Below are 19,686 nucleotides of genomic sequence, written 5' to 3' on the forward strand. Positions count from 1 at the left end.
CCCACCGAGCAAGCAGAATATCCCGTGACCGATAGCAGCACCGCGCAAAGCCGCCACAACACCCATGCCAAGGGACGGGAGAAGCTCAGGGCGCACCTTGCGATGCTGCTCTTCTCCGTCCTCATCGCCGGCTCCTTCTCCTTCGGCGGCATTGCCACGCAACTGGTCGATCCGATTGTCGTACAGGCTCTGCGCTATATGCTGACGATCCTGCTGATCGGGTTCATTTGCGTGAAACTGGGCCTGTCGTTGCAATGGCCAAGGGAACCATGGCGCTTCGGCATCCTTGGCGCGTTGATGGCGGTTTACATGGTGACGATGTTCATCGCCCTGCAGTTTACCAAACCTGTCGCGACAGGCGCGATCTTCACGCTGATGCCGCTGCTGAGCGCCGGATTCGGCTGGCTGCTGATGCGTCAGCGGACGCGGTCCGGCGTCTTCCTGAGCCTGCTGATCGCGGCAACAGGCGCGGTCTGGGTGATCTTCCGTGGAGATCTCGGTGCGCTGCTGGCCTTCGATGTCGGTCGCGGCGAAATGATCTTCTTCATCGGAGTTCTCTGCCACGCGGCCTATGTTCCGCTGCTCCGCCTGCTCAATCGCAAGGAGCCGCCGCTGGCCTTCATCTTCTGGGCCTCGGTCGCGACATTCCTCTTTATCATGATCCCGGCAGTCCCCCGTTTCCCCCAAGTCGACCTGCTGCACGTGCCGTCCATCGTCTGGCTGGCGATCGTCTACCTCTCCGTCATCACGACGGCGCTCACCTTTTTCCTGCTGCAATATGCGTCGATGCGCCTGCCCGCCCCGAAAGTGTTGGCATACGGCTATCTCACACCGACCTTCATCATCGTCATCGAGGGATTGATCGGCCACGGCTGGGCCTCGCCACCGGTTTTTCTCGGCGCCCTCGTCACGGCCTGCGGACTGCTGGTGATGGCGCTGCTGCCGGATTGATCAGGAACCGACGGAAGGCTCCGGAATAAGCCCCCGGATGAACAGCACTTCCAGAAATGCCGCAGCCTCATCGAAGCGGTTCATCGTCTTGCGGCCGCTGCCGAGCACCGCCTTCACCTGTACGTCGAAGTCGGCATAGTGCTGCGTGGTCGACCAGATCGAGAAGATCAGATGGAAGGGATCGCATTCCCGCACCTTGCCCGCGCCGATCCATGAACGGATCACCTTGGCCTTCTCGTCCACCAGTTCCTTGAGCGGACCTCTCAGAACATCTTCGATATGCGGCGCGCCGGCCAGCACCTCGTTTGCAAACAGGCGGCTTTCGCGCGGGAAATCCCGGGCCATTTCCAGCTTGCGTCGAATGTAGGAACGGATCTCCTGTTCGGGATCACCCTCGGCATCGAAGGCCTTCAGCGGTTCCAGCCAGTTTTCCAGCACCCGGTCGATCAGCGCCCGATGCATCGCTTCCTTGGTGCGAAAATAATAGAGCAGGTTCGGCTTCGACATGCCGGCGGCCTCGGCAATCTGGTCGATGGTCGAGCCGCGGAAGCCGCTTCGCGAGAAAACATTCAGCGCAGCCTCCAGAATCTGTTCTTCCTTTTCCTCCTGGATGCGCGTCCGCCGCTGTGTCTTCGCCGCCCTCGGTATTGCCATCTCTTGTCTTGTCCCGTTCTCCCGGATCGCCGCTAAGATATTGATCTTTATCAGGATTGATCCTGCTCATTTTTCGAGCAACTGCCCGCTATTTTGTCTCGTATTTTTCGTGTTTTCCGTCTTGAGTGCGGCGATGGAAGCTGTAATGTTTACCAGTCGGTCAAATTATTGGTTAGGTGCCAGATAAAGGCAATCACCAATCCGAATGTCGAAAGAATCATAAAATATCGGCATGCGGTGATCGGGGGAATATTGGGGCATGCGATTTGCATGCTCATACGAAAAAACTGGTGAGGATTTTGAAATGACGGCAGCACCCGGCGAGAACTTGCGCGTAAACGGCGATCGCCTGTGGGATTCACTCATGGACATGGCGAAGATCGGCCCCGGCATTGCCGGCGGCAACAATCGCCAGACCCTGACCGACGCGGATGCCGAGGGACGCTCCCTCTTCAAGAAGTGGTGCGAAGCCGCCGGCATGACCATGGGCGTAGATAAGATGGGCACCATGTTCGCCACCCGGCCCGGCACCGATCCGGACGCCCTTCCCGTTTACGTCGGCTCACACCTCGATACCCAGCCGACCGGCGGCAAGTATGACGGTGTCCTCGGCGTTCTCGCGGCGCTCGAAGTGGTCCGCTCGATGAACGACCTCGGCATCAGGACGAAACATCCGATCGTCGTTACCAACTGGGCAAACGAGGAAGGCGCGCGCTTTGCCCCGGCCATGCTCGCATCCGGCGTCTTCGCCGGCGCGCTCTCGCTCGACTATGCCTATGGCCGCAAGGACCCCGAAGGCAAGACCTATGGCGACGAACTGAAGCGCATCGGCTGGCTCGGCGACGAGGAAGTCGGCGCCCGCAAGATGCACGCCTATTTCGAATATCACATCGAACAGGGCCCGATCCTCGAAGCCGAGGAAAAGCAGATCGGCGTCGTCACCCACTGTCAGGGCTTGTGGTGGCTGGAATTCACGCTGACTGGCAAGGAAGCCCATACCGGCTCCACCCCGATGAACATGCGCGTCAATGCGGGCCTCGCCATGAGCCGCATCGTCGAGATGGTGCAGGCCGTTGCCATGGAAAACCAACCGGGCGCCGTGGGCGGCGTCGGCCAGGTATTCTTCTCACCCAACTCCCGCAACGTGCTGCCGGGCAAGGTCGTGTTCACGGTTGACATCCGCACGCCGGATCTCGCCAAACTCAATGCCATGCGGGCAAAGATCGAAGCCGAAGCGGCCAAGATCTGCGAAGCCATCGGCGTGGGCTGTTCGGTCGAGGCGGTCGGTCATTTCGACCCCGTCACCTTCGATCCGGTGCTGGTGGACCGCGTGCGCAACGCCGCCGAGCGGCTGGGCTACAGCCACATGAACATCATCTCCGGTGCCGGCCATGACGCCTGCTGGACGGCCAAGGTTGCGCCGACCACAATGATCATGTGCCCCTGCGTCGACGGCCTTTCCCACAACGAGGCCGAGGAAATCTCGAAGGACTGGGCCACCGCCGGCTGCGACGTGCTGTTCCATGCCGTCATCGAGACCGCGGAGATCATGGCCTAGGCTGCGCCGCATCTCGCGCAGCCTCAAGCTTCCGGCCGTCGGCAGAAAGCAGGTCGACGGTCCATTCCAGAATATAAAACAGGGAACAGGGACCAATGAGCACAGTCATCAAGGGCGGCACGGTCGTTACCGCCGATCTCACCTACAAGGCTGACGTCAAGATCGAAGGCGGCGTGATCGTCGAGATCGGCCCGAACCTTTCCGGCGACGAGGTTCTGGATGCGGCCGGCTGCTATGTCATGCCGGGCGGCATCGACCCGCATGTTCACCTCGAAATGCCGTTCATGGGCACCTACTCCGCCGACGACTTCGAAAGCGGCACCCGCGCCGGTCTCGCCGGCGGCACCACCATGGTGGTCGATTTCTGTCTGCCCGATCCGGGCCAGTCGCTCCTCGACGCGCTGAAGCGCTGGGACAACAAGTCCACCAGGGCCAATGCCGACTATTCCTTCCACATGGCGGTGACATGGTGGGACAAGCAGGTCTTCGAGGAGATGGAAACCGTCGTCCGAGAAAAGGGCATCAACACCTTCAAGCACTTCATGGCCTACAAGGGCGCGCTGATGGTGAACGACGACGAAATGTTCGCCTCCTTCTCACGTTGCGCCGAACTCGGCGCCCTGCCGCTGGTCCATGCCGAAAACGGCGACATCGTCGCCTCGATGCAGGAAAAGCTGATGGCATCAGGCAACAACGGCCCGGAAGCCCACGCCTATTCCCGCCCGCCGGAAGTCGAGGGCGAAGCGACCAACCGCGCCATCACCATCGCCGACATGGCCGGTTGCCCGGTCTATATCGTCCACACCTCCTGCGAACAGGCACACGAAGCCATCCGCCGCGCCCGCCAGAAGGGCATGCGCGTCTATGGCGAGCCGTTGATCCAGCATCTGCTGCTCGATGACAGCGAGTATTCGAACCCCGACTGGGATCATGCCGCCGCCCGCGTCATGTCCCCGCCCTTCCGCAACAAGCTGCATCAGGACAGCCTCTGGGCCGGCCTGCAGGCAGGCTCGCTCTCCTGCGTCGCCACCGACCACTGCTCGTTCACCGTTCAGCAGAAGCGCTACGGCGTCGGCGATTTCCGCAAGATCCCGAACGGCACCGGCGGCCTCGAAGACCGCATGCCGCTGCTCTGGAGCTACGGCGTCAATACCGGCCGCCTGACCATGAACGAATTCGTGGCCGTCACCTCCACCAACATCGCCAAGATCCTCAACATCTATCCGAAGAAGGGCGCGATCGTCGTCGGCGCCGATGCGGATATCGTCGTCTGGGATCCGAAGCGCACCAAGACAATTTCGGCCAAGACCCAGCAGTCGCCGGTCGAATACAATGTCTTCGAAGGCAAGGAAGTGACCGGCCTGCCGCGCTACACCCTCACCCGCGGCTACGTTGCCATCGAGGAATCGACCGTCAAGACGCGGGAAGGCCACGGCCAATTCGTGTCGCGCGAGCCCTTCCAGGCGGTCAACAAGGCCCTGTCCACCTGGAAGGAACTGGTCGCTCCCCGCAAGGTCGAGCGCACCGGAATTCCGGCATCCGGCGTCTGATAGGGCGGTTCCGGGGGAGGAGCATCATTGGTGGCACTGAGCTATGGCAAGGATTGGTTCATGCAGCGGTATGCCACGGCAGCCGTTGCCGGAACCTATTCCGGCGTCGTTCTCGCGTTGGCCACCACCGCCCTCGCCGGGATCAACATGCTTGAAGGTGCGTCGCCCTGGGTGGCCGCGCCGGCAATCATCATCGTTCCGTTGTTTCTCGCAGTGCCGGTTGCGCTGTTTTTCCTTCCGGCAGGTTACGTGATGCACCGGATCCTCAAACGCCTGCGCCTAGCGCATCCGGCATTTCACTGTCTCGCAGGCACTCTCACTGTCATATCCACGTTTGCAGTGATCGCTTTGGCTGCATTCGCGGCCTCCTCCGAATACGTCGATCCATACGAGGCTCAGTTATCCTTTGACCAGACGCAATGGCCAATGGACCTTGCCTTCCACGCAACGTGGATCCTGAGCAGCGCCATTGGCGGCTACACCTTCTTTGCTACCCGAAATCTGGGAGCGCAGCCCAATGCCTGAACAGAAAAACCATCACCGGCTTTCGCTTTACCCGGCGGTTTTGTCATCGATGCTGGCGCTGACACTTCCTGCCATCGCCGCAGAGCTGCCGATCAAGGGGAGTTATGGCAACAAGGACGGCTGCGACTACGCGATGACGGGTGAATCCACCGGTTCCGACAATTTCTTCCTGCTGACGTCCGAAGCCGTGACCACCGCTTCGGCCTATTGCACGTTCAAGGAAGTACACGAGGATCCGGACAATGGCTTCACCGTCACCGCCACTTGCGAGGAGGAGGGCGGAAACGAGGAACAGGCACCGTTCGAGATCGATATCGACCGCGCCGGCCCCGACAGTTACCTCTTGAAAATCGACGATGGCTCGACCTGGGGACCGCTGGCCCTATGCAGATAGCCTCAAACCTTCACCAGCGCGTCCAGTTCGGGCAGAAGCACCACGCTTTCCTGCTCGTTCGGATCTGTCCGGGCGATAATCGCCGTGCAGGGCGCGTTGGAAAGGTTGGCCGGAAGATGCGGCACGCCGGCGGGAATGTACATCAGTTCACCTGCATGCAGGATCACATGGTTTTCCAGCCGGTCGCCATACCAGGTGTGGGCGGAGCCGGAGAGGCAGTAGATCGCCGTCTCATGGCTTTCGTGCAGATGGGCCTTGGCCCGCGCGCCGGGTGGCAGGGTCAGCACATGCATGCAGATACCCTTGGAGCCGACGGTCTCGGCCGCAATGCCCTCGAAATAGGTCAATCCCTGCTTGCCGTCATAGGTATTGCTCGGCCGGACGATCCTGCAGGTGGGCTTCAATGACGTATCCATGGTCCCGCTCCTCCAAAGCGTTGGGTCTCCACGCAAAGTCTCATAGGCCGGCACGATCCGGCCATGTCATGATAGCATGCAAGAGGCCTTTTGCCTTTGCAACCAAGTCGATGAGTTCCATTTGATGAACGCTTCATTCTCCGTCGTGTCAGCGAAGAACCTCTGTCTCACCTTCCAGACGGGAGACGGGCCGGTGCACGCACTTTCCAATGTCGATCTCGAGGTGAAGAAGGGTGACTTCGTCTCCTTCATCGGACCTTCGGGTTGCGGCAAGACCACCTTTCTCCGCGTTATCGCCGATCTGGAAAAGCACACCAGCGGCGAGATCACCGTCAACGGCATGACGCCGGAGAACGCCCGCAAGGACCGCTCCTACGGCTACGTCTTCCAGGCGGCGGCGCTCTATCCGTGGCGCACCATCGAAAAGAACATCGCGCTTCCGCTGGAAATCATGGGCTTCTCCGCCGAGGAAAAGAAGAAGCGCATCGAGCAGACACTCGAACTCGTCAACCTCACCGGCTTCGGCAAAAAGTTTCCCTGGCAGCTTTCCGGCGGCATGCAGCAGCGCGCCTCGATCGCCCGCGCGCTTGCCTTCGACGCCGACCTGCTGCTGATGGACGAACCCTTCGGCGCGCTGGACGAGATCGTCCGCGACCATCTCAACGAACAGCTTCTGAAGCTCTGGGACCGCACCAACAAGACAATCTGTTTCGTCACCCATTCCATTCCGGAGGCCGTCTATCTCTCCACCAAGATCGTGGTGATGAGCCCCCGCCCCGGCCGCGTGACCGACGTGATCGAGTCCACCCTGCCGCGCGAACGCCCGCTGGAAATCCGAGAATCCCCCGAATTCCTCGAAATCGCCCACCGCGTTCGCGAAGGCCTGAAGGCAGGGCACAGCTATGAGGAATAAGGAGCGCGGTTCTCTTTCTCTCTGTTCGACGGGAGGACACGTATGACATCCCCCTCCCTCTTCCGCGATCGGGTCCTTCCGATCCTCACCGTCATATTCGCCATCCTCGTCATCTGGCATGTCTTCGTCATCTATCTCAACGCGCCCTTCGTGCGTGATCAGGCGGCGCGCGACAACGAGACGCTGAGCTTCGGGCAGGTGGTGGAACGCACCTTCGTTCAGGAGCGCCCGGTATTGCCGGCACCGCACCAGATCGCCGTCGAGCTGTGGGATACCACCATCAACAAGGCGATCACCTCGAAGCGCAGCCTCGTCTACCATGCGTGGATAACGCTTTCAGCCACCCTGCTAGGCTTCGCTATCGGCACCGTGCTCGGCATCCTGCTCGCTGTCGGCATCGTGCATAATCGAGCAATGGACCGCTCGCTGATGCCGTGGGTCATCGCCAGCCAAACGATCCCGATCCTTGCGGTCGCGCCGATGATCATCGTTGTGCTCAATGCGATCGGCATTTCGGGCGTGCTGCCAAAGGCGCTGATCTCGACCTATCTATCCTTCTTCCCCATCGTCGTCGGCATGGTGAAGGGGTTGAGAAGTCCTGATACGCTGCTGCTCGACCTGATGCACACCTACAATGCCAGCCAGCCCCAGACCTTCTGGAAACTCCGCTGGCCGGCCTCGATGCCCTACCTCTTCACCTCGCTCAAGGTGGCAATCGCCATCTCGCTGGTAGGCGCCATCGTCGGCGAGCTGCCGACCGGTGCTGTCGCAGGCCTCGGCGCACGCCTGCTCTCCGGCTCCTATTACGGACAGACCATCCAGATCTGGGCGGCGCTGTTCATGGCGGCGGGTCTCGCCGCCTGTCTCGTCGCCATCGTCGGCTTCGCCCATGGCCGCGTTCTGAAACGCATGGGGGTCAAGCCATGAACGGTTATCTGCTTTTCGCCGTCGTCTTCTGGCTTGCGACCTGGGGGCTCAACGAATGGCTGGTGCGGCAGCACTTCGCCAACCCGGCGCTTCGCCGCGTCGCCAATACGGCCGTGCCGCTGATCTTCGGCGTCACGCTGCTGGTTATCTGGGAATGCGTGGTGCGCGGCTTCTCCATTCCCTCGATCCTGCTTCCGGCACCGTCGATGATCTGGACGCGGCTCATCAACTCCATCCCGACGCTATGGGCCGACTTCCGGCAGACCTTCCTCAAGTCCGTATTGACCGGCTATGTGCTCGGCTGCGGTCTCGGCTTCATCGTGGCGATCCTCGTCGACCGCTCACCCTTCCTGCAGAAGGGCCTGCTGCCCATCGGCAATTTCGTGTCCGCGCTGCCGGTCGTCGGCGTCGCGCCCATCATGGTCATGTGGTTCGGCTTCGACTGGCAGTCCAAGGTCGCCGTCGTCGTCATCATGACCTTCTTCCCCATGCTGGTGAACACCGTGCAGGGGCTGGGTGCGGCAAGCCACATGGAACGCGACCTGATGCGCACCTATGCGGCAAACTGGTGGCAGACGCTGACCAAGCTTCGCCTGCCCGCCGCCTGGCCGTTCATCTTCAACGCACTCAAGATCAATTCGACGCTGGCGCTGATCGGCGCCATCGTGGCAGAGTTTTTCGGCACCCCGATTGTCGGCATGGGGTTCCGGATTTCCACGGAAGTGGGGCGAAGCAATGTCGACATGGTCTGGGCCGAGATCGCGGTCGCCGCGCTCGCAGGCTCGATCTTTTATGGGGTGGTGGCGCTGGCAGAGCGCGCCGTCACCTTCTGGCATCCGTCTGTCCGCGGTGGACAGGCGTAAAAAAGAAGAGGGAACAGACATGAAATTCAAGATCGCATCCCTGCTGCTGGCAGGCGCCGTCTCGCTGACGGCGATGCAGGCGGCGGCCGCCGACAAGGTGACGCTGCAGCTGAAATGGGTGACGCAGGCCCAGTTCGCCGGCTACTACGTCGCCAAGGACAAGGGCTTCTATGAAGAAGAAGGTCTCGACGTCGACATCAAGCCCGGCGGCCCGGACATTGCACCGGCACAGGTCATCGCCGGCGGCGGCGCCGACGTCGTCATCGACTGGATGCCTTCGGCTCTGGCCGTGCGCGAAAAGGGCACCCCGCTCGTCAACATCGCCCAGCCGTTCAAAAAGTCGGGCATGATGCTGACCTGCCTCAAGGAAACCGGCATCACCAAGCCGGACGACTTCAAGGGCAAGACGCTGGGCGTCTGGTTCTTCGGCAACGAATATCCGTTCCTGTCGTGGATGGCCCACCTGAAGATCCCGACCACCGGTGGCGCCGATGGCGTGACGGTGCTGAAGCAGGGCTTCAACGTCGATCCGCTGCTGCAGAAGCAGGCCGCCTGTATCTCGACCATGACCTATAACGAATACTGGCAGGTCATCGACGCAGGCATCAAGCCGGAAGACCTCGTCACCTTCAAGTACGAGGACGAAGGCGTCGCCACCCTCGAGGACGGCCTCTATGTTCTGGAAGACAAGCTGAAGGACCCGGCCTTCAAGGAAAAGATGGTCAAGTTCGTCCGCGCCTCGATGAAGGGCTGGAAGTGGGCCGAGGAAAACTCCGATGAAGCGGCTGGCATCGTTCTGGAAAACGACGCCTCCGGCGCCCAAACCGAGAAGCACCAGAAGCGCATGATGGGCGAAGTCGCCAAGCTGACCGCCGGTTCCAACGGCGCGCTCGACGAAGCAGACTACAAGCGCACCGTCGCCACCCTGCTCGGCGGCGGTTCCGATCCGGTCATCACCAAGGAGCCGACCGGCGCCTGGACGCATGAGATCACCGACGCCGCGCTGAAATAGTCGGACGCGACGGTAGAGCAATTCCAGCAAAAGTGGGAACCGGTTTTGCGTCCGGAATTGCGTGAAACCAAAGAGATAGAGCATTGCAGGCGATTCCGTTATCGCCGGAAATGCTCTAGACGCAAAGAAAGGCGCACGGGGCCTGGCCCCTGCGCCTTTTTTGTTTTCCCGCGTTGCCCGCAGTGGGGGCTCAACCTGTGGCTTTGCGACCACATTGATTTGCAGGAAACACACGCGTAAAATTTTCGCCGCGAAGAAGGTGCTTGTCGCTCTTGTAAGTCGAACGAGCGATACACAACTATGAACCGGTTGTGTAATAGAAGGATTTTCCTCCCGAGGGAGTGGAATCCGGAAGCTGTTCTATTGGCATCTTGACGATTTCCCACGGGAAAACAAGTTTTATTTAATAACTATTGGTGCATTCGCATGAATGCTGGAAGGAGCCCATGGTTCGCAACAAGGATGCCATCGCCGGACTGCTCGTCTTGTCCGCCCTGTTCGTGCCTTATGCCGCGCAGGCGGAGGAGGCGGTCGCATCGGCGCCGCAGCAGCCCAAGATCCCCTCGATCGTCGTGACGAAGGCCGAGACCCGGCCGCTGGTCGACAGGATCGTTGCGACAGGCACCATCAAGCCGGTGGAAGAGATCTATGTGCAGCCGCTCGTCGAGGGACTGTCGATCAAGACGCTCGAGGCCGATGTCGGCGACAAGGTGGAAGCCGATGGCGTGGTCGCACGCCTGAACGACGATGCGCTGCGCCTGCAAAAGGGCCAGCTTCAGGCATCGCGCGCCAAGGCGGAGGCAGCGCTTGCGCAATATCACGCGCAACTCACCGACGCCAAGACCACGGCCGACGAAGCGGACCGTCAGTTCAAGCGCGCCACCGCGCTCGGCAAGTCCGGCACCTTCTCGACCTCTTCCGTCGAGCAGGCAGAAACCGCTGCCACCAGCGCGCGCGCCAAGGTGACGAGCGCCGAACAGGCCATCGCCATTGCCGAAGCCGACATCAAGGTTGTCGACGCCCAGATCGCAGACATCAACCTCAGTCTGGCCCGTACCGATGTGAAGAGCCCGTTTGCCGGCGTAGTGTCGGTACGAAACGCCAAGACCGGCGCCATCGCCTCCGGCAGCGGCCAGCCGATGTTCACCATCATCCGGGACGGACAGATCGAACTCGTCGCAGACGTATCCGAAACGGATATCCTGAAGATGCGCGTTGGCCAGAAGGCGAAGATCACCGTTGCTGGCGGTGCAGCGAGCCTCAACGGCTCGGTCCGGCTGATTTCCCCCATCGTCGACCCGCAGACCCGCCTTGGCGCGGTGCATATCGCCATCGACGATGACAACGGCGCCCGCGCCGGCATGTATGGCAACGCCGAGATCATCGTGGCCGAAGCCAATGCCGTGGCCCTGCCGCTGTCGGCCATCACCACCAGCAAGCACACCACGACCACCCGCCTGGTCAATGACGGCATCATCAAGCAGGTCGATATCGCGACCGGCATCCAGGATGGCGCCTATATCCAGGTCGTCAGCGGCCTGAAGGCAGGCGACGTGGTGGTTGCCAAGGCCGGCGCCTTCGTTCGCGACGGCGACCACATCAACCCGATCAACGACGAAACTGCCGCCTCGAACTGAGAGACAGAGCGCCATGAACTTCTCCGCCTGGGCCATTCGAAATCCCGTAGCGCCGATCCTGGCCTTCTTTCTGCTGATGGTGGTCGGCCTGCAGTCGTTTTTCGCGCTGCCGATCACCCGTTTCCCGAATATCGACGTGCCGCTGGTGGCAATCACCGTGACCCAGAGCGGCGCGTCGCCGGCTGAACTCGAGACGCAGGTGACGAAGGAGATCGAGGACGCGGTGGCGAGCATCACCGGCGTCGACGAACTCACCTCGACCGTCACCGACGGGCAGTCGCAGACCCTCATCATGTTCCGCATGGAGGTACCGACCGAACAGGCGGTGCAGGACGTCAAGGACGCCATCGACCGCATTCGCGGCGACCTCCCGGCATCCGTCGACGAGCCGATTGTCGCCAAGATCGACGTCGAGGGCGCGGCCATCCAGACCTTTGCGGTCTCCGCACCCAACATGAGCATCGAGGAACTCTCGTGGTTCGTCGATGACACGGTCAAACGGGCGCTGCAGGGCCAGAGCGGCATCGGTCGTATCGACCGTTACGGCGGCGCCGAGCGGGAAATCCGCGTCGAGCTGAACCCCGACCGCCTCGACGCCTTCGGCATCACCGCCGCCGACGTGAACCGTCAGTTGCGCGGCACCAATGTCGACCTCGGCTCGGGCCGCGGTCAGGTGGCCGGCGCCGAACAGGCGATCCGCACACTGGGCGACGCCCGCAATGTCGATACGCTGGCCAACACCACCATCGCGCTGAGTAACGGTCGTTTCGTCAAGCTTGCCGACCTCGGCACCATCAAGGACACATACGAAGAACAGAAATCCTTCTCGCGCTTCAACGGCGAGCCGGTTGTCACCTTCGCCGTCTTCCGTTCCAAGGGCGCCAGCGAAGTAAGCGTCGCGGAAACGGTTTCCACCATCCTTGATCAGGTCCGGGCGGAGAACCCGGGCGTGGACATCAAGCTGATGGACGATTCCGTCTACTTCACCTACGGCAACTACGAAGCGGCCATGCACACCCTGATTGAGGGCGCCGTTCTGGCGGTCATCGTCGTCTTCCTGTTCCTGCGCAACTGGCGCGCCACACTGATTTCGGCAATCGCCCTGCCTCTGTCCGCCATCCCGACTTTCTGGATCATGGACATGATGGGGTTCTCGCTGAACCTCGTCAGCTTCCTGGCGCTGACGCTCGCAACAGGTATTCTCGTCGACGATGCTATCGTCGAGATCGAGAACATCGCCCGTCACATCAAGATGGGCAAGACACCGTATCGCGCGGCTATAGAGGCCGCGGACGAAATCGGTCTCGCCGTCATCGCCACCACTTTCACCATCATCGCGGTCTTCGTTCCGGTATCCTTCATGCCGGGTATTCCGGGCCAGTACTTCATCCAGTTCGGCCTGACCGTCGCCTTCTCCGTCTTCTTTTCGTTGATGGTCGCGCGCCTCATCACGCCGCTGATGGCCGCTTACCTGATGCGCGCCGAAGACGCGATGGACGACCATCACGACAACGACAGCGCCTTCATGAAGGGCTATACGCGGCTCGTGCGCGCCACCACGACCCGCTGGTATGCCCGCTACCTGACGCTTATCGGCGCCTTTGCCTTCCTCGTGGCCTCCATCGCTCTCCTGGCACAGGTTCCCGGTTCCTTCCTTCCGCCGGAAGACGCCGGTCGTATCGTGCTGTCCATCGAATTGCCGCCGAATGCAACGCTCGATGAAACCGAAAGCAAGACCGAAGCGATCTATGCCGCGACCAAGGATCTCGAGGGCGTGGAAAGCGTCTTCATCCTCGGTGGGGCCTCCCCCAAGGGCGATATGGAGCTTCGCCGCGCCAGCGTGACGCTCAACCTCGTCCGCATCGAGCATTCGCTGCTCAAGACGCTGGTCAACAAGGGGCTGGGCGGCATTCCTGTCATCGGTCCCTATCTGCCGAAGATGACGATTGAAGGCCGCACGCGGCCGCAATGGGACATCGAGAAGGAAGCATTCGAAAAGCTCCGGCCGATCCCCGACATCCGCGTGTCCAAGCTGAACGACCGTGGCGAACGCGACCTCTCCTTCAACTTCCTCTCCAAGAATGCGGACGAACTGAACGAGGCTGCTGCCATCCTCGAAGCCAAGCTTCGCACGGTGCCGGAACTCGCCAATGTCAGCTCCGACGGCGCCCTGCCCCGTCCGGAACTGCAGATCCGCCCGCGCGCGGATGAAGCGGCACGGCTCGGAGTGACCGCGCAGCAGATCTCGGAGACCGTGCGCGTGGCCACCATCGGCGATGTCGACTCGGCCCTCACCAAGATCTCGCTCGACGACCGCCTTATCCCGATCCGGGTACAGGCCTCTCTCGACCTTAGAACCGATCTCGCCGCGATCCGCGCCCTGAAAGTGCAGACCGCCAGCGGCGCGACCGTTCCGCTGGCGAGCGTCGCCGATATCGACTATTCGGAAGGCGTCAGCGCCATCGAGCGCAACAACCGAAACCGCGTGGTCTCCATCGGTGCCGACCTGCCGCAGGGCGTGGCCCTCGACACCGCATCCGCGGCCTTCCGCGCCGCCGTCGATTCAACCCAGATCCCGGCATCGGTAAAGCTTGCGGAAAGCGGCGACACCAAGGTCCAGCGGGAGATGCAGCAAAGCTTCGTCAATGCAATGCTGCTCGGCCTGCTTCTGGTGCTGACCGTGCTGATCCTGCTGTTCAAGGATGTCATCCAGCCCTTCACCATCCTGCTCTCGCTGCCGCTTGCCATCGGCGGTGTGGCGGTGGCGCTGATCATCACCAATAATCCGCTGTCGATGCCGGTCCTGATCGGTATCCTCATGCTGATGGGCATCGTCACCAAGAATGCCATCTTGCTGGTCGATTTCGCCATCGAGATGCGCCACAAGGGAATGCAGCGGGTGGAAGCCATGGTGGAGGCCGGCCGCAAGCGCGCCCGCCCGATCATCATGACCTCCATCGCCATGTCCGCCGGCATGCTGCCGTCGGCCATGGGCGTTGGTGAAGGCGGTTCGTTCCGCGCCCCGATGGCGATCGCCGTGATCGGCGGCATCATCGTGTCGACGGCGCTCAGCCTGCTGGTCGTTCCTGCCTTCTTCCTGATTCTTGACGACCTCTCCCGCCTGCTTGGCTGGATGTTCGGTAGACTGGTCGGCAAAAAGGAGGAGGAGACCATCCCGCTCTCCGCCGAGGAACTGACGGAGATGGCCAGAGAGAACAACGAGACGCTCGAAAGCCTCAAAAAGCGCCTTGCAGCCGTCGAGAGGCAGGCTCCCGGCACATCCCGCAAGGAAGAAAGCGGCGGCAAGATCATCAATCTTCCACCGCTTGCCGCCGAGTAGAACAAGAAAGTATGCGCATCAAACCGGGCCTCTGAGCCCGGTTTTTTTGTATTTTGCCGTTGTTATGAAGAAAATCTGACACCCCCGGCCAGATCGGTTGATCGAAATCAAATCAACCTTGCTCGACCTTCCCTATCCTTTTTTTCGCTGAGGAATGAGTAACGACTGAAGGTTGCTTCCCCAGACGGAGATGATGTTGCTGAACACATTTTCGCGGGACGCCGCCATGATCGCCGGGTTGCCGGCGGATCTACGATTTCCCAGCAGCGGAAGAGTGGTTGCCGTCAGCTGGAGGAAGCGGAGCGGCCCGCCTTTTCGAAGCTGTGGGAAGCGTCTTCTCGTTGCTGGGGATTGGCCATCGCGCTCCGCAAGGACCGCAATCTGGAGCCGTGAAACCGTGAACAAGATTTTGAAGTTGAACACACGCGACAAAAACACCCTGCTGAAGACGCCGTTCATGGCGTCTCTCGGTGCGAGCGCGCTGGCGCGCATGCTAGAAATCTGCACCGTGACCAATTACGAGGCGCGCGACATCCTGTTTCGGGAAGCGGAGGCCGCAGAATATTTCTACTGCGTACTCACCGGCTATGTGCGCCTCTACCGGCTGAACAAGGAAGGACGCGAAGCCGACATCCGTATCTGCGGCCCAGGCGAGACCTTTGCCGAATGCCTGCTCGCGCTCGGCGACAACTACCTCTACAACGCCCAGGCTGCCGAGAACATCACGGTCGCCCGGTTCGAACTGCAGAAGGTTCGGGCGCTGGCGGAACAGGAGCGTGACATCGCGCAGGCGATCATCCGCAACCTTTCCGCTCACCTGCGCAGCACCATGGAGTGCATCGCCAACGACCGCCTGCAAACCGCGCCGCAACGCGTCGCTCATTACCTGCTCGACAACTGCCCGCAGGACAGCGCCACCGCCTCGATCCGCCTGCCCTTCCAGAAGAGCCTTCTGGCCGGCAAACTGGGCCTCGCCCCGGAAGCCCTGTCACGCGCCTTCTCGTCGCTTCGCCGCGCCGGCGTCATCGTGCGGGGCCGCATCATCCAGATTAACGACGTCAGCGCCCTCAAGCAGATCTGACGCCCAGGAGCGGAATTGCCGTTCACATTTCGGGGGGCTCAGAGCCCCCCGCTTTCTTTCAGGAACGCCACGATATCGTCGACGCCCGCGCCGCGTTTCATGTCCGAGAATACATAAGGGCGGGACGAGCGCATGCGTTCCGCATCCCGGTCCATCACCTCGATGTCCACGCCGACATAGGGCGCCAGATCCTTCTTGTTGATCACCAGCAGGTCGGAACGGGTGATGCCCGGGCCACCCTTGCGCGGGATTTCCTCGCCCTGGCAGACGGAAATGACATAGATAGTCAGGTCGGCGAGATCCGGAGAGAAGGTCGCCGCCAGATTGTCGCCACCCGATTCGATGAATACCACGTCGAGATCAGGGATACGGGCCGTCAGATCGGCAATGGCCTGCAGGTTGATCGAAGCATCCTCGCGGATCGCGGTATGCGGACAGCCACCGGTTTCCACCCCTACCACGCGGTCGGAGGATAGCGCCTGCATACGGATCAGCGCATCGGCATCCTCGCGCGTATAGATGTCATTGGTGACAACCGCGACGGAATACTGGTCGCGCATCGCCTTGCAGAGCTTTTCCGTCAGCGCTGTCTTGCCCGACCCCACCGGGCCGCCGATACCGACGCGCAAGGGACCATTCTGTGACTTCATCTTATCTATCCTGTTGGCAAGCGATGGCGAAGCAGCTGGAGACCAGTTGGCCTCTCTGCCCGGCCGCATCCGATGGGAAGAAATGTAACCCCGAGGTCACGACTGGAACAACCTCGAATACTGAACTTCGTGCCTCAGGCTCGCGATATCGGCCAGAACGGTGGCGCTGCCGAGGTCATCAAGCCCAAGCCGCGCCGCACGCTCGGCCTGGGCCAGAACAGGTCGCTCCAGCCCGGCTAGCGTCGCGACACCCTGCTTCTGCCCGATAACCGCGAGCCTCACCGCAACCGAGATCAGTTGCGCGCACTGCGCCTGCAGGAAGGCGGCAAGGGCATCGCCAAGCGGCACATGATGGGCGGCAGCCACGGCACCGACGGCGACGCTGTAGGCCGTACCGCCGGAAAATTTATCGAGCACCGGATGCGGCCATGCCGACGCGGCAGCAAGGAACGCATCACCCTGCCTTACGATCTCCGCATGGCGCTCCATCGATCCCGCAAGCGCCGCCGCGAGTTCGACCACGTCGCGCAAGCGGTCCGGGTCCTCGATCGATCGGTAGGCTTCGGCAAGCAATATGGCGTCGTTGCGCAGGCTGCCTTCTCCAAGCACGACGGACAGCCAGGCCGACAACTCCTCCGCCGAGCCGATCCGGCCGTCATCGATGACCGCCTCAAGCCCGCCTGAGTAGACGAAACCGCCAACCGGAAAGGCAGGAGAAAGCCAGGCGAGCAGCCGCAGCAGCCCCCCTCGCCCCTCGGCACCCGCCGAAGTCTCAGTCATGATGATGGCCCGAGTGAGAACCGTGCCCATGTCCGCCGTGGGAATGATAGGCTCCCCTCGCCGGCTGGAAGCGTTCTGTGATGTCCGTGACGGTAGCACCTAACCCGACAAGCATATCGCGGATCACATGGTCGCGGAGGATGAGGATGCGCTCCTCTTCGATCTGCGCCGACAGATGGCGATTGCCGAGATGCCAGGCAAGCTCGATCAGATGGCGGGGATCACGGGCCGTGATCTCGAACAGCTTCTCCTCGACCGCAGCCACCTCGACGGCCGTACCGTCATCCAGAATGAGAAGATCACCATGGGCCAGGAGTACCGGCTCCTTGAGGTCGAGCATGACCATGTCGCCATCTTCGAGATGCAGGAGCTTGCGCCTCAAATGGCGCTCATCATGGGCAAGGGCAAGCCGGCCGGAAATCGTAACGTCGCCGGAACCGGCAGGAAGAATGGAAGTAACGTGTCGCATGGTTATTCCGAATTGGCGATTTTTCAACCATGCACAAAAGACAGGCAGGCGGCAAGAATGAAGTTCAGCCGGAAGCGGGAAGCCCACCGTCGATTGCCAGCGAACCAGCGAAATCGTTCTTCGGCCATGCGGCAGACGCCTCGACGCCCTCGTCATGCAGCACCTTGTTGCGCCCATTCGCCTTGGCGAGATAAAGCGCGCGGTCAGCCGCAGAATAGACCGCCTCAGCGCGGAGGTCCGGCGCAAATTCCGCAATGCCTCCGGAAACCGTTGTGGATATTGTCTGTCCGTCGCAGGACACGGCGCGCGACGCAATCAGATTACGGGCCCGTTCCACCAGCGCTATGCGCTGGGCAATACCGCCGCCGTGGATGATCACCCCGAATTCCTCGCCACCGAGACGGGCCACGACATGTGGTTCCTTGAACACCTCCCTCAGGACCTCGGCGACAGCCATGATCACGGCATCGCCCGCCCGATGCCCGTGACGGTCATTGATCGACTTGAACCGATCAAGATCGAGAATGGCCAGCGATGCCTGACCGTTCATCCGGTCAAGCTCTTCGTTGAAAGCGCGTCGGTTCAGGAGACCCGACAGCATGTCCGTGCGGCTCAGTCGCTCGAACTCCGTACGCGACACGGAAAGCTCATGAATCACCTGACCGGTGACGATGGCAAGCGCACCGGAAACAGCGCCGCCGAACAGCCAGGAAAATGCCACGGAAAGCTTGATCGCCTCCGGCACCGTGAGCGGCATGATGCCGAGCTGATAGCAGATCGGCAGTGCGGCGATGCTGAGGACGAATGCCAGCAGGACAGCACGAAACGTCATCTTCAGGGCAAAGCCATAGATAGCTTCCCGGCCATTGAAATTGCCGAGATCGACCTGTAGCGAAACCCATCTTTTGAGAAATTCCATCGCGCCGCTCCCCATTCCTGCAGCACTCATCGAATAGGATAGCTTCCCTTCGCTTCGTCCTAATCTATTCGTTAAAATGCAACCGGCTCAAAAAATAGATTCGTATAACTCTCTTGGAAGCGATCTTATAACCAAAGATTGCATTTCGTCCATCGAGCACCTGATTTCCCGGAGCCTATTTCTTTCGCTAAAGTAACGAAACACCCCCGAAATTGGCCAAAGCCCGCCTTGACAAAGGGCAGATGTGTCAGGTTGACCCGAGGTTGTATTCAGCTCCCCATCGCAATAAGCGAAATACTTTTTCGGAAAACCTTTATTAACGACACCTAATATTGGAGCCTTCGGCAGATCCCCGTTCGTTAACGAAAAAGGCCCGGCAAAAAGCCGGGCCTTCGCAAGAAACGCTCGCGCGAAAAAAGAGCCTCAGGCGGCCTTCTTTTCCTTCAGCTTTTCCATGATGTTCTGCGGCGAGGAAACGCCATACGGATCGCTTTCGCAATTGTCCGAATAACCTTCTTCCTCGAACCACTGCTCGACAACGCCATCATCGATGATGGCAGCGTAGCGCCAGGAGCGCATCCCGAAGCCGAGGTTGTCCTTGGCGACCAGCATGCCCATCTTGCGGGTGAACTCGCCGGAACCGTCCGGGATAACCTTGACGTTCTGAAGGTTCTGGCCCTTTGCCCAGGCGTTCATGACGAAGGCGTCGTTGACCGACATGCAGTAGATTTCGTCGATGCCTTCAGCCTTGAATTCCTCGTACATCTTTTCGAAGTCGGGAAGCTGGAAGGTCGAGCAGGTCGGAGTGAAGGCGCCCGGCAGCGAGAAGAGGATCACGCGCTTGCCCTTGAAGTAGTCGTCGGAGGTCACGTCCTGCCAACGGAAGGGGTTCGGGCCACCGACGGACTCGTCGCGAACGCGGGTACGGAAGGTGACGTTGGGCACTTTTCTGCCGATCAGCATGGTAATCTCCTTTGGATGGACGGCGGCATTTGGGGATGCCATTTCTAGAATAGTTCTAAACTACCCTGAATCTTGATGCACTGC

Annotated in this window: 20 protein-coding genes; 12 read left to right on the forward strand and 8 right to left on the reverse strand. The window is 60.9% G+C overall.

Annotated elements, in window-relative coordinates; genetic code table 11:
* Window positions 1-24: 24 nt before the first annotated feature.
* Window positions 25-951 (forward strand): DMT family transporter, encoded by a 927-nt coding sequence (locus NBH21_RS09970; protein WP_250915648.1) that lies wholly within the window; start codon window positions 25-27, stop codon window positions 949-951.
* On the opposite strand, the gene NBH21_RS09975 is transcribed toward NBH21_RS09970, so the two are convergent.
* Entirely contained in the window at window positions 952-1,605 is a 654-nt protein-coding gene (locus NBH21_RS09975) for a TetR family transcriptional regulator C-terminal domain-containing protein (protein ID WP_250915647.1), read from the reverse strand.
* Window positions 1,606-1,909: 304 nt separating this feature from the next.
* Between NBH21_RS09975 and NBH21_RS09980 the strand changes: the two genes are divergently transcribed.
* From NBH21_RS09980 to NBH21_RS09995, 4 genes are all read left to right on the forward strand, one after another.
* On the forward strand, window positions 1,910-3,163 hold the full coding sequence (locus tag NBH21_RS09980) for a Zn-dependent hydrolase (RefSeq protein ID WP_250915646.1): 1,254 nt from the start codon (window positions 1,910-1,912) through the stop codon (window positions 3,161-3,163).
* A 95-nt stretch (window positions 3,164-3,258) separates the two neighbouring features.
* A complete protein-coding gene (gene hydA / locus NBH21_RS09985) occupies window positions 3,259-4,713 on the forward strand; it encodes a dihydropyrimidinase (protein ID WP_250915645.1) in 1,455 nt (484 codons plus the stop codon).
* A gap of 30 nt (window positions 4,714-4,743) precedes the next feature.
* Entirely contained in the window at window positions 4,744-5,238 is a 495-nt protein-coding gene (locus NBH21_RS09990) for a hypothetical protein (protein WP_250915644.1), read from the forward strand.
* A complete protein-coding gene (locus NBH21_RS09995) occupies window positions 5,231-5,632 on the forward strand; it encodes a hypothetical protein (protein WP_250915643.1) in 402 nt (133 codons plus the stop codon). The genes NBH21_RS09990 and NBH21_RS09995 overlap by 8 nt, the downstream gene beginning before the upstream one ends.
* Before the next feature lie 2 nt (window positions 5,633-5,634).
* Here the strand turns inward: NBH21_RS09995 and NBH21_RS10000 are convergent, their stop codons facing one another.
* Window positions 5,635-6,048, reverse strand: coding sequence for a cupin domain-containing protein (locus NBH21_RS10000; protein ID WP_250915642.1), 414 nt, complete (start codon window positions 6,046-6,048; stop codon window positions 5,635-5,637).
* 124 nt (window positions 6,049-6,172) lie between these two features.
* Between NBH21_RS10000 and NBH21_RS10005 the strand changes: the two genes are divergently transcribed.
* From NBH21_RS10005 to NBH21_RS10030, 6 genes are all read left to right on the forward strand, one after another.
* On the forward strand, window positions 6,173-6,961 hold the full coding sequence (locus tag NBH21_RS10005; RefSeq protein ID WP_250915641.1) for an ABC transporter ATP-binding protein: 789 nt from the start codon (window positions 6,173-6,175) through the stop codon (window positions 6,959-6,961).
* A gap of 42 nt (window positions 6,962-7,003) precedes the next feature.
* The gene (locus tag NBH21_RS10010; protein WP_250915640.1) at window positions 7,004-7,888 is read left to right on the forward strand and encodes an ABC transporter permease; all 885 of its coding nucleotides are present in this window, start codon (window positions 7,004-7,006) and stop codon (window positions 7,886-7,888) included.
* On the forward strand, window positions 7,885-8,751 hold the full coding sequence (locus NBH21_RS10015; RefSeq protein ID WP_250915639.1) for an ABC transporter permease: 867 nt from the start codon (window positions 7,885-7,887) through the stop codon (window positions 8,749-8,751). Before NBH21_RS10010 ends, NBH21_RS10015 begins: the two co-directional genes overlap by 4 nt.
* Window positions 8,752-8,770: 19 nt before the next feature.
* Entirely contained in the window at window positions 8,771-9,763 is a 993-nt protein-coding gene (locus NBH21_RS10020) for an ABC transporter substrate-binding protein (protein ID WP_250915638.1), read from the forward strand.
* A 446-nt stretch (window positions 9,764-10,209) separates the two neighbouring features.
* Window positions 10,210-11,400 carry an efflux RND transporter periplasmic adaptor subunit gene (locus NBH21_RS10025; protein WP_250915637.1) on the forward strand — a complete coding sequence of 397 codons (1,191 nt, stop codon included), beginning with the start codon at window positions 10,210-10,212 and terminating at the stop codon, window positions 11,398-11,400.
* Window positions 11,401-11,413: 13 nt separating this feature from the next.
* Window positions 11,414-14,740 (forward strand): efflux RND transporter permease subunit, encoded by a 3,327-nt coding sequence (locus tag NBH21_RS10030; RefSeq protein ID WP_250915636.1) that lies wholly within the window; start codon window positions 11,414-11,416, stop codon window positions 14,738-14,740.
* Between the two features lie 132 nt (window positions 14,741-14,872).
* Here the strand turns inward: NBH21_RS10030 and NBH21_RS10035 are convergent, their stop codons facing one another.
* Window positions 14,873-15,199 (reverse strand): hypothetical protein, encoded by a 327-nt coding sequence (locus NBH21_RS10035; RefSeq protein ID WP_250915635.1) that lies wholly within the window; start codon window positions 15,197-15,199, stop codon window positions 14,873-14,875.
* On the opposite strand from NBH21_RS10035, the gene NBH21_RS10040 reads away from it, so the two are divergent.
* Window positions 15,198-15,821, forward strand: a complete 624-nt coding sequence (locus NBH21_RS10040) for a Crp/Fnr family transcriptional regulator (protein WP_250915634.1) — start codon at window positions 15,198-15,200, stop codon at window positions 15,819-15,821. The two genes, NBH21_RS10035 and NBH21_RS10040, sit on opposite strands and share 2 nt — an antisense overlap.
* A gap of 38 nt (window positions 15,822-15,859) precedes the next feature.
* Here NBH21_RS10040 and ureG read toward each other — a convergent pair whose 3' ends face one another.
* The 5 genes from ureG to NBH21_RS10065 all read right to left on the reverse strand — a co-directional run bounded on the left by ureG (window position 15,860) and on the right by NBH21_RS10065 (window position 19,599).
* Window positions 15,860-16,471: an urease accessory protein UreG gene (gene ureG, locus NBH21_RS10045; RefSeq protein WP_250915633.1), complete on the reverse strand. Its 612-nt coding sequence runs from the start codon at window positions 16,469-16,471 to the stop codon at window positions 15,860-15,862.
* Between the two features lie 96 nt (window positions 16,472-16,567).
* Complete coding sequence (locus NBH21_RS10050) at window positions 16,568-17,251, reverse strand: urease accessory protein UreF (RefSeq protein WP_250915632.1); 684 nt, start codon at window positions 17,249-17,251, stop codon at window positions 16,568-16,570.
* Window positions 17,244-17,720 carry an urease accessory protein UreE gene (gene ureE, locus NBH21_RS10055; protein WP_250915631.1) on the reverse strand — a complete coding sequence of 159 codons (477 nt, stop codon included), beginning with the start codon at window positions 17,718-17,720 and terminating at the stop codon, window positions 17,244-17,246. Before ureE ends, NBH21_RS10050 begins: the two co-directional genes overlap by 8 nt.
* 64 nt (window positions 17,721-17,784) lie before the next feature.
* The gene (locus NBH21_RS10060) at window positions 17,785-18,639 is read right to left on the reverse strand and encodes a GGDEF domain-containing protein (protein WP_250915630.1); all 855 of its coding nucleotides are present in this window, start codon (window positions 18,637-18,639) and stop codon (window positions 17,785-17,787) included.
* Between the two features lie 423 nt (window positions 18,640-19,062).
* Window positions 19,063-19,599: a peroxiredoxin gene (locus tag NBH21_RS10065; protein WP_250916400.1), complete on the reverse strand. Its 537-nt coding sequence runs from the start codon at window positions 19,597-19,599 to the stop codon at window positions 19,063-19,065.
* Window positions 19,600-19,686: the final 87 nt, after the last annotated feature.

Source organism: Ciceribacter sichuanensis, assembly GCF_024055605.1.
Lineage (GTDB): Bacteria > Pseudomonadota > Alphaproteobacteria > Rhizobiales > Rhizobiaceae > Allorhizobium > Allorhizobium sichuanense.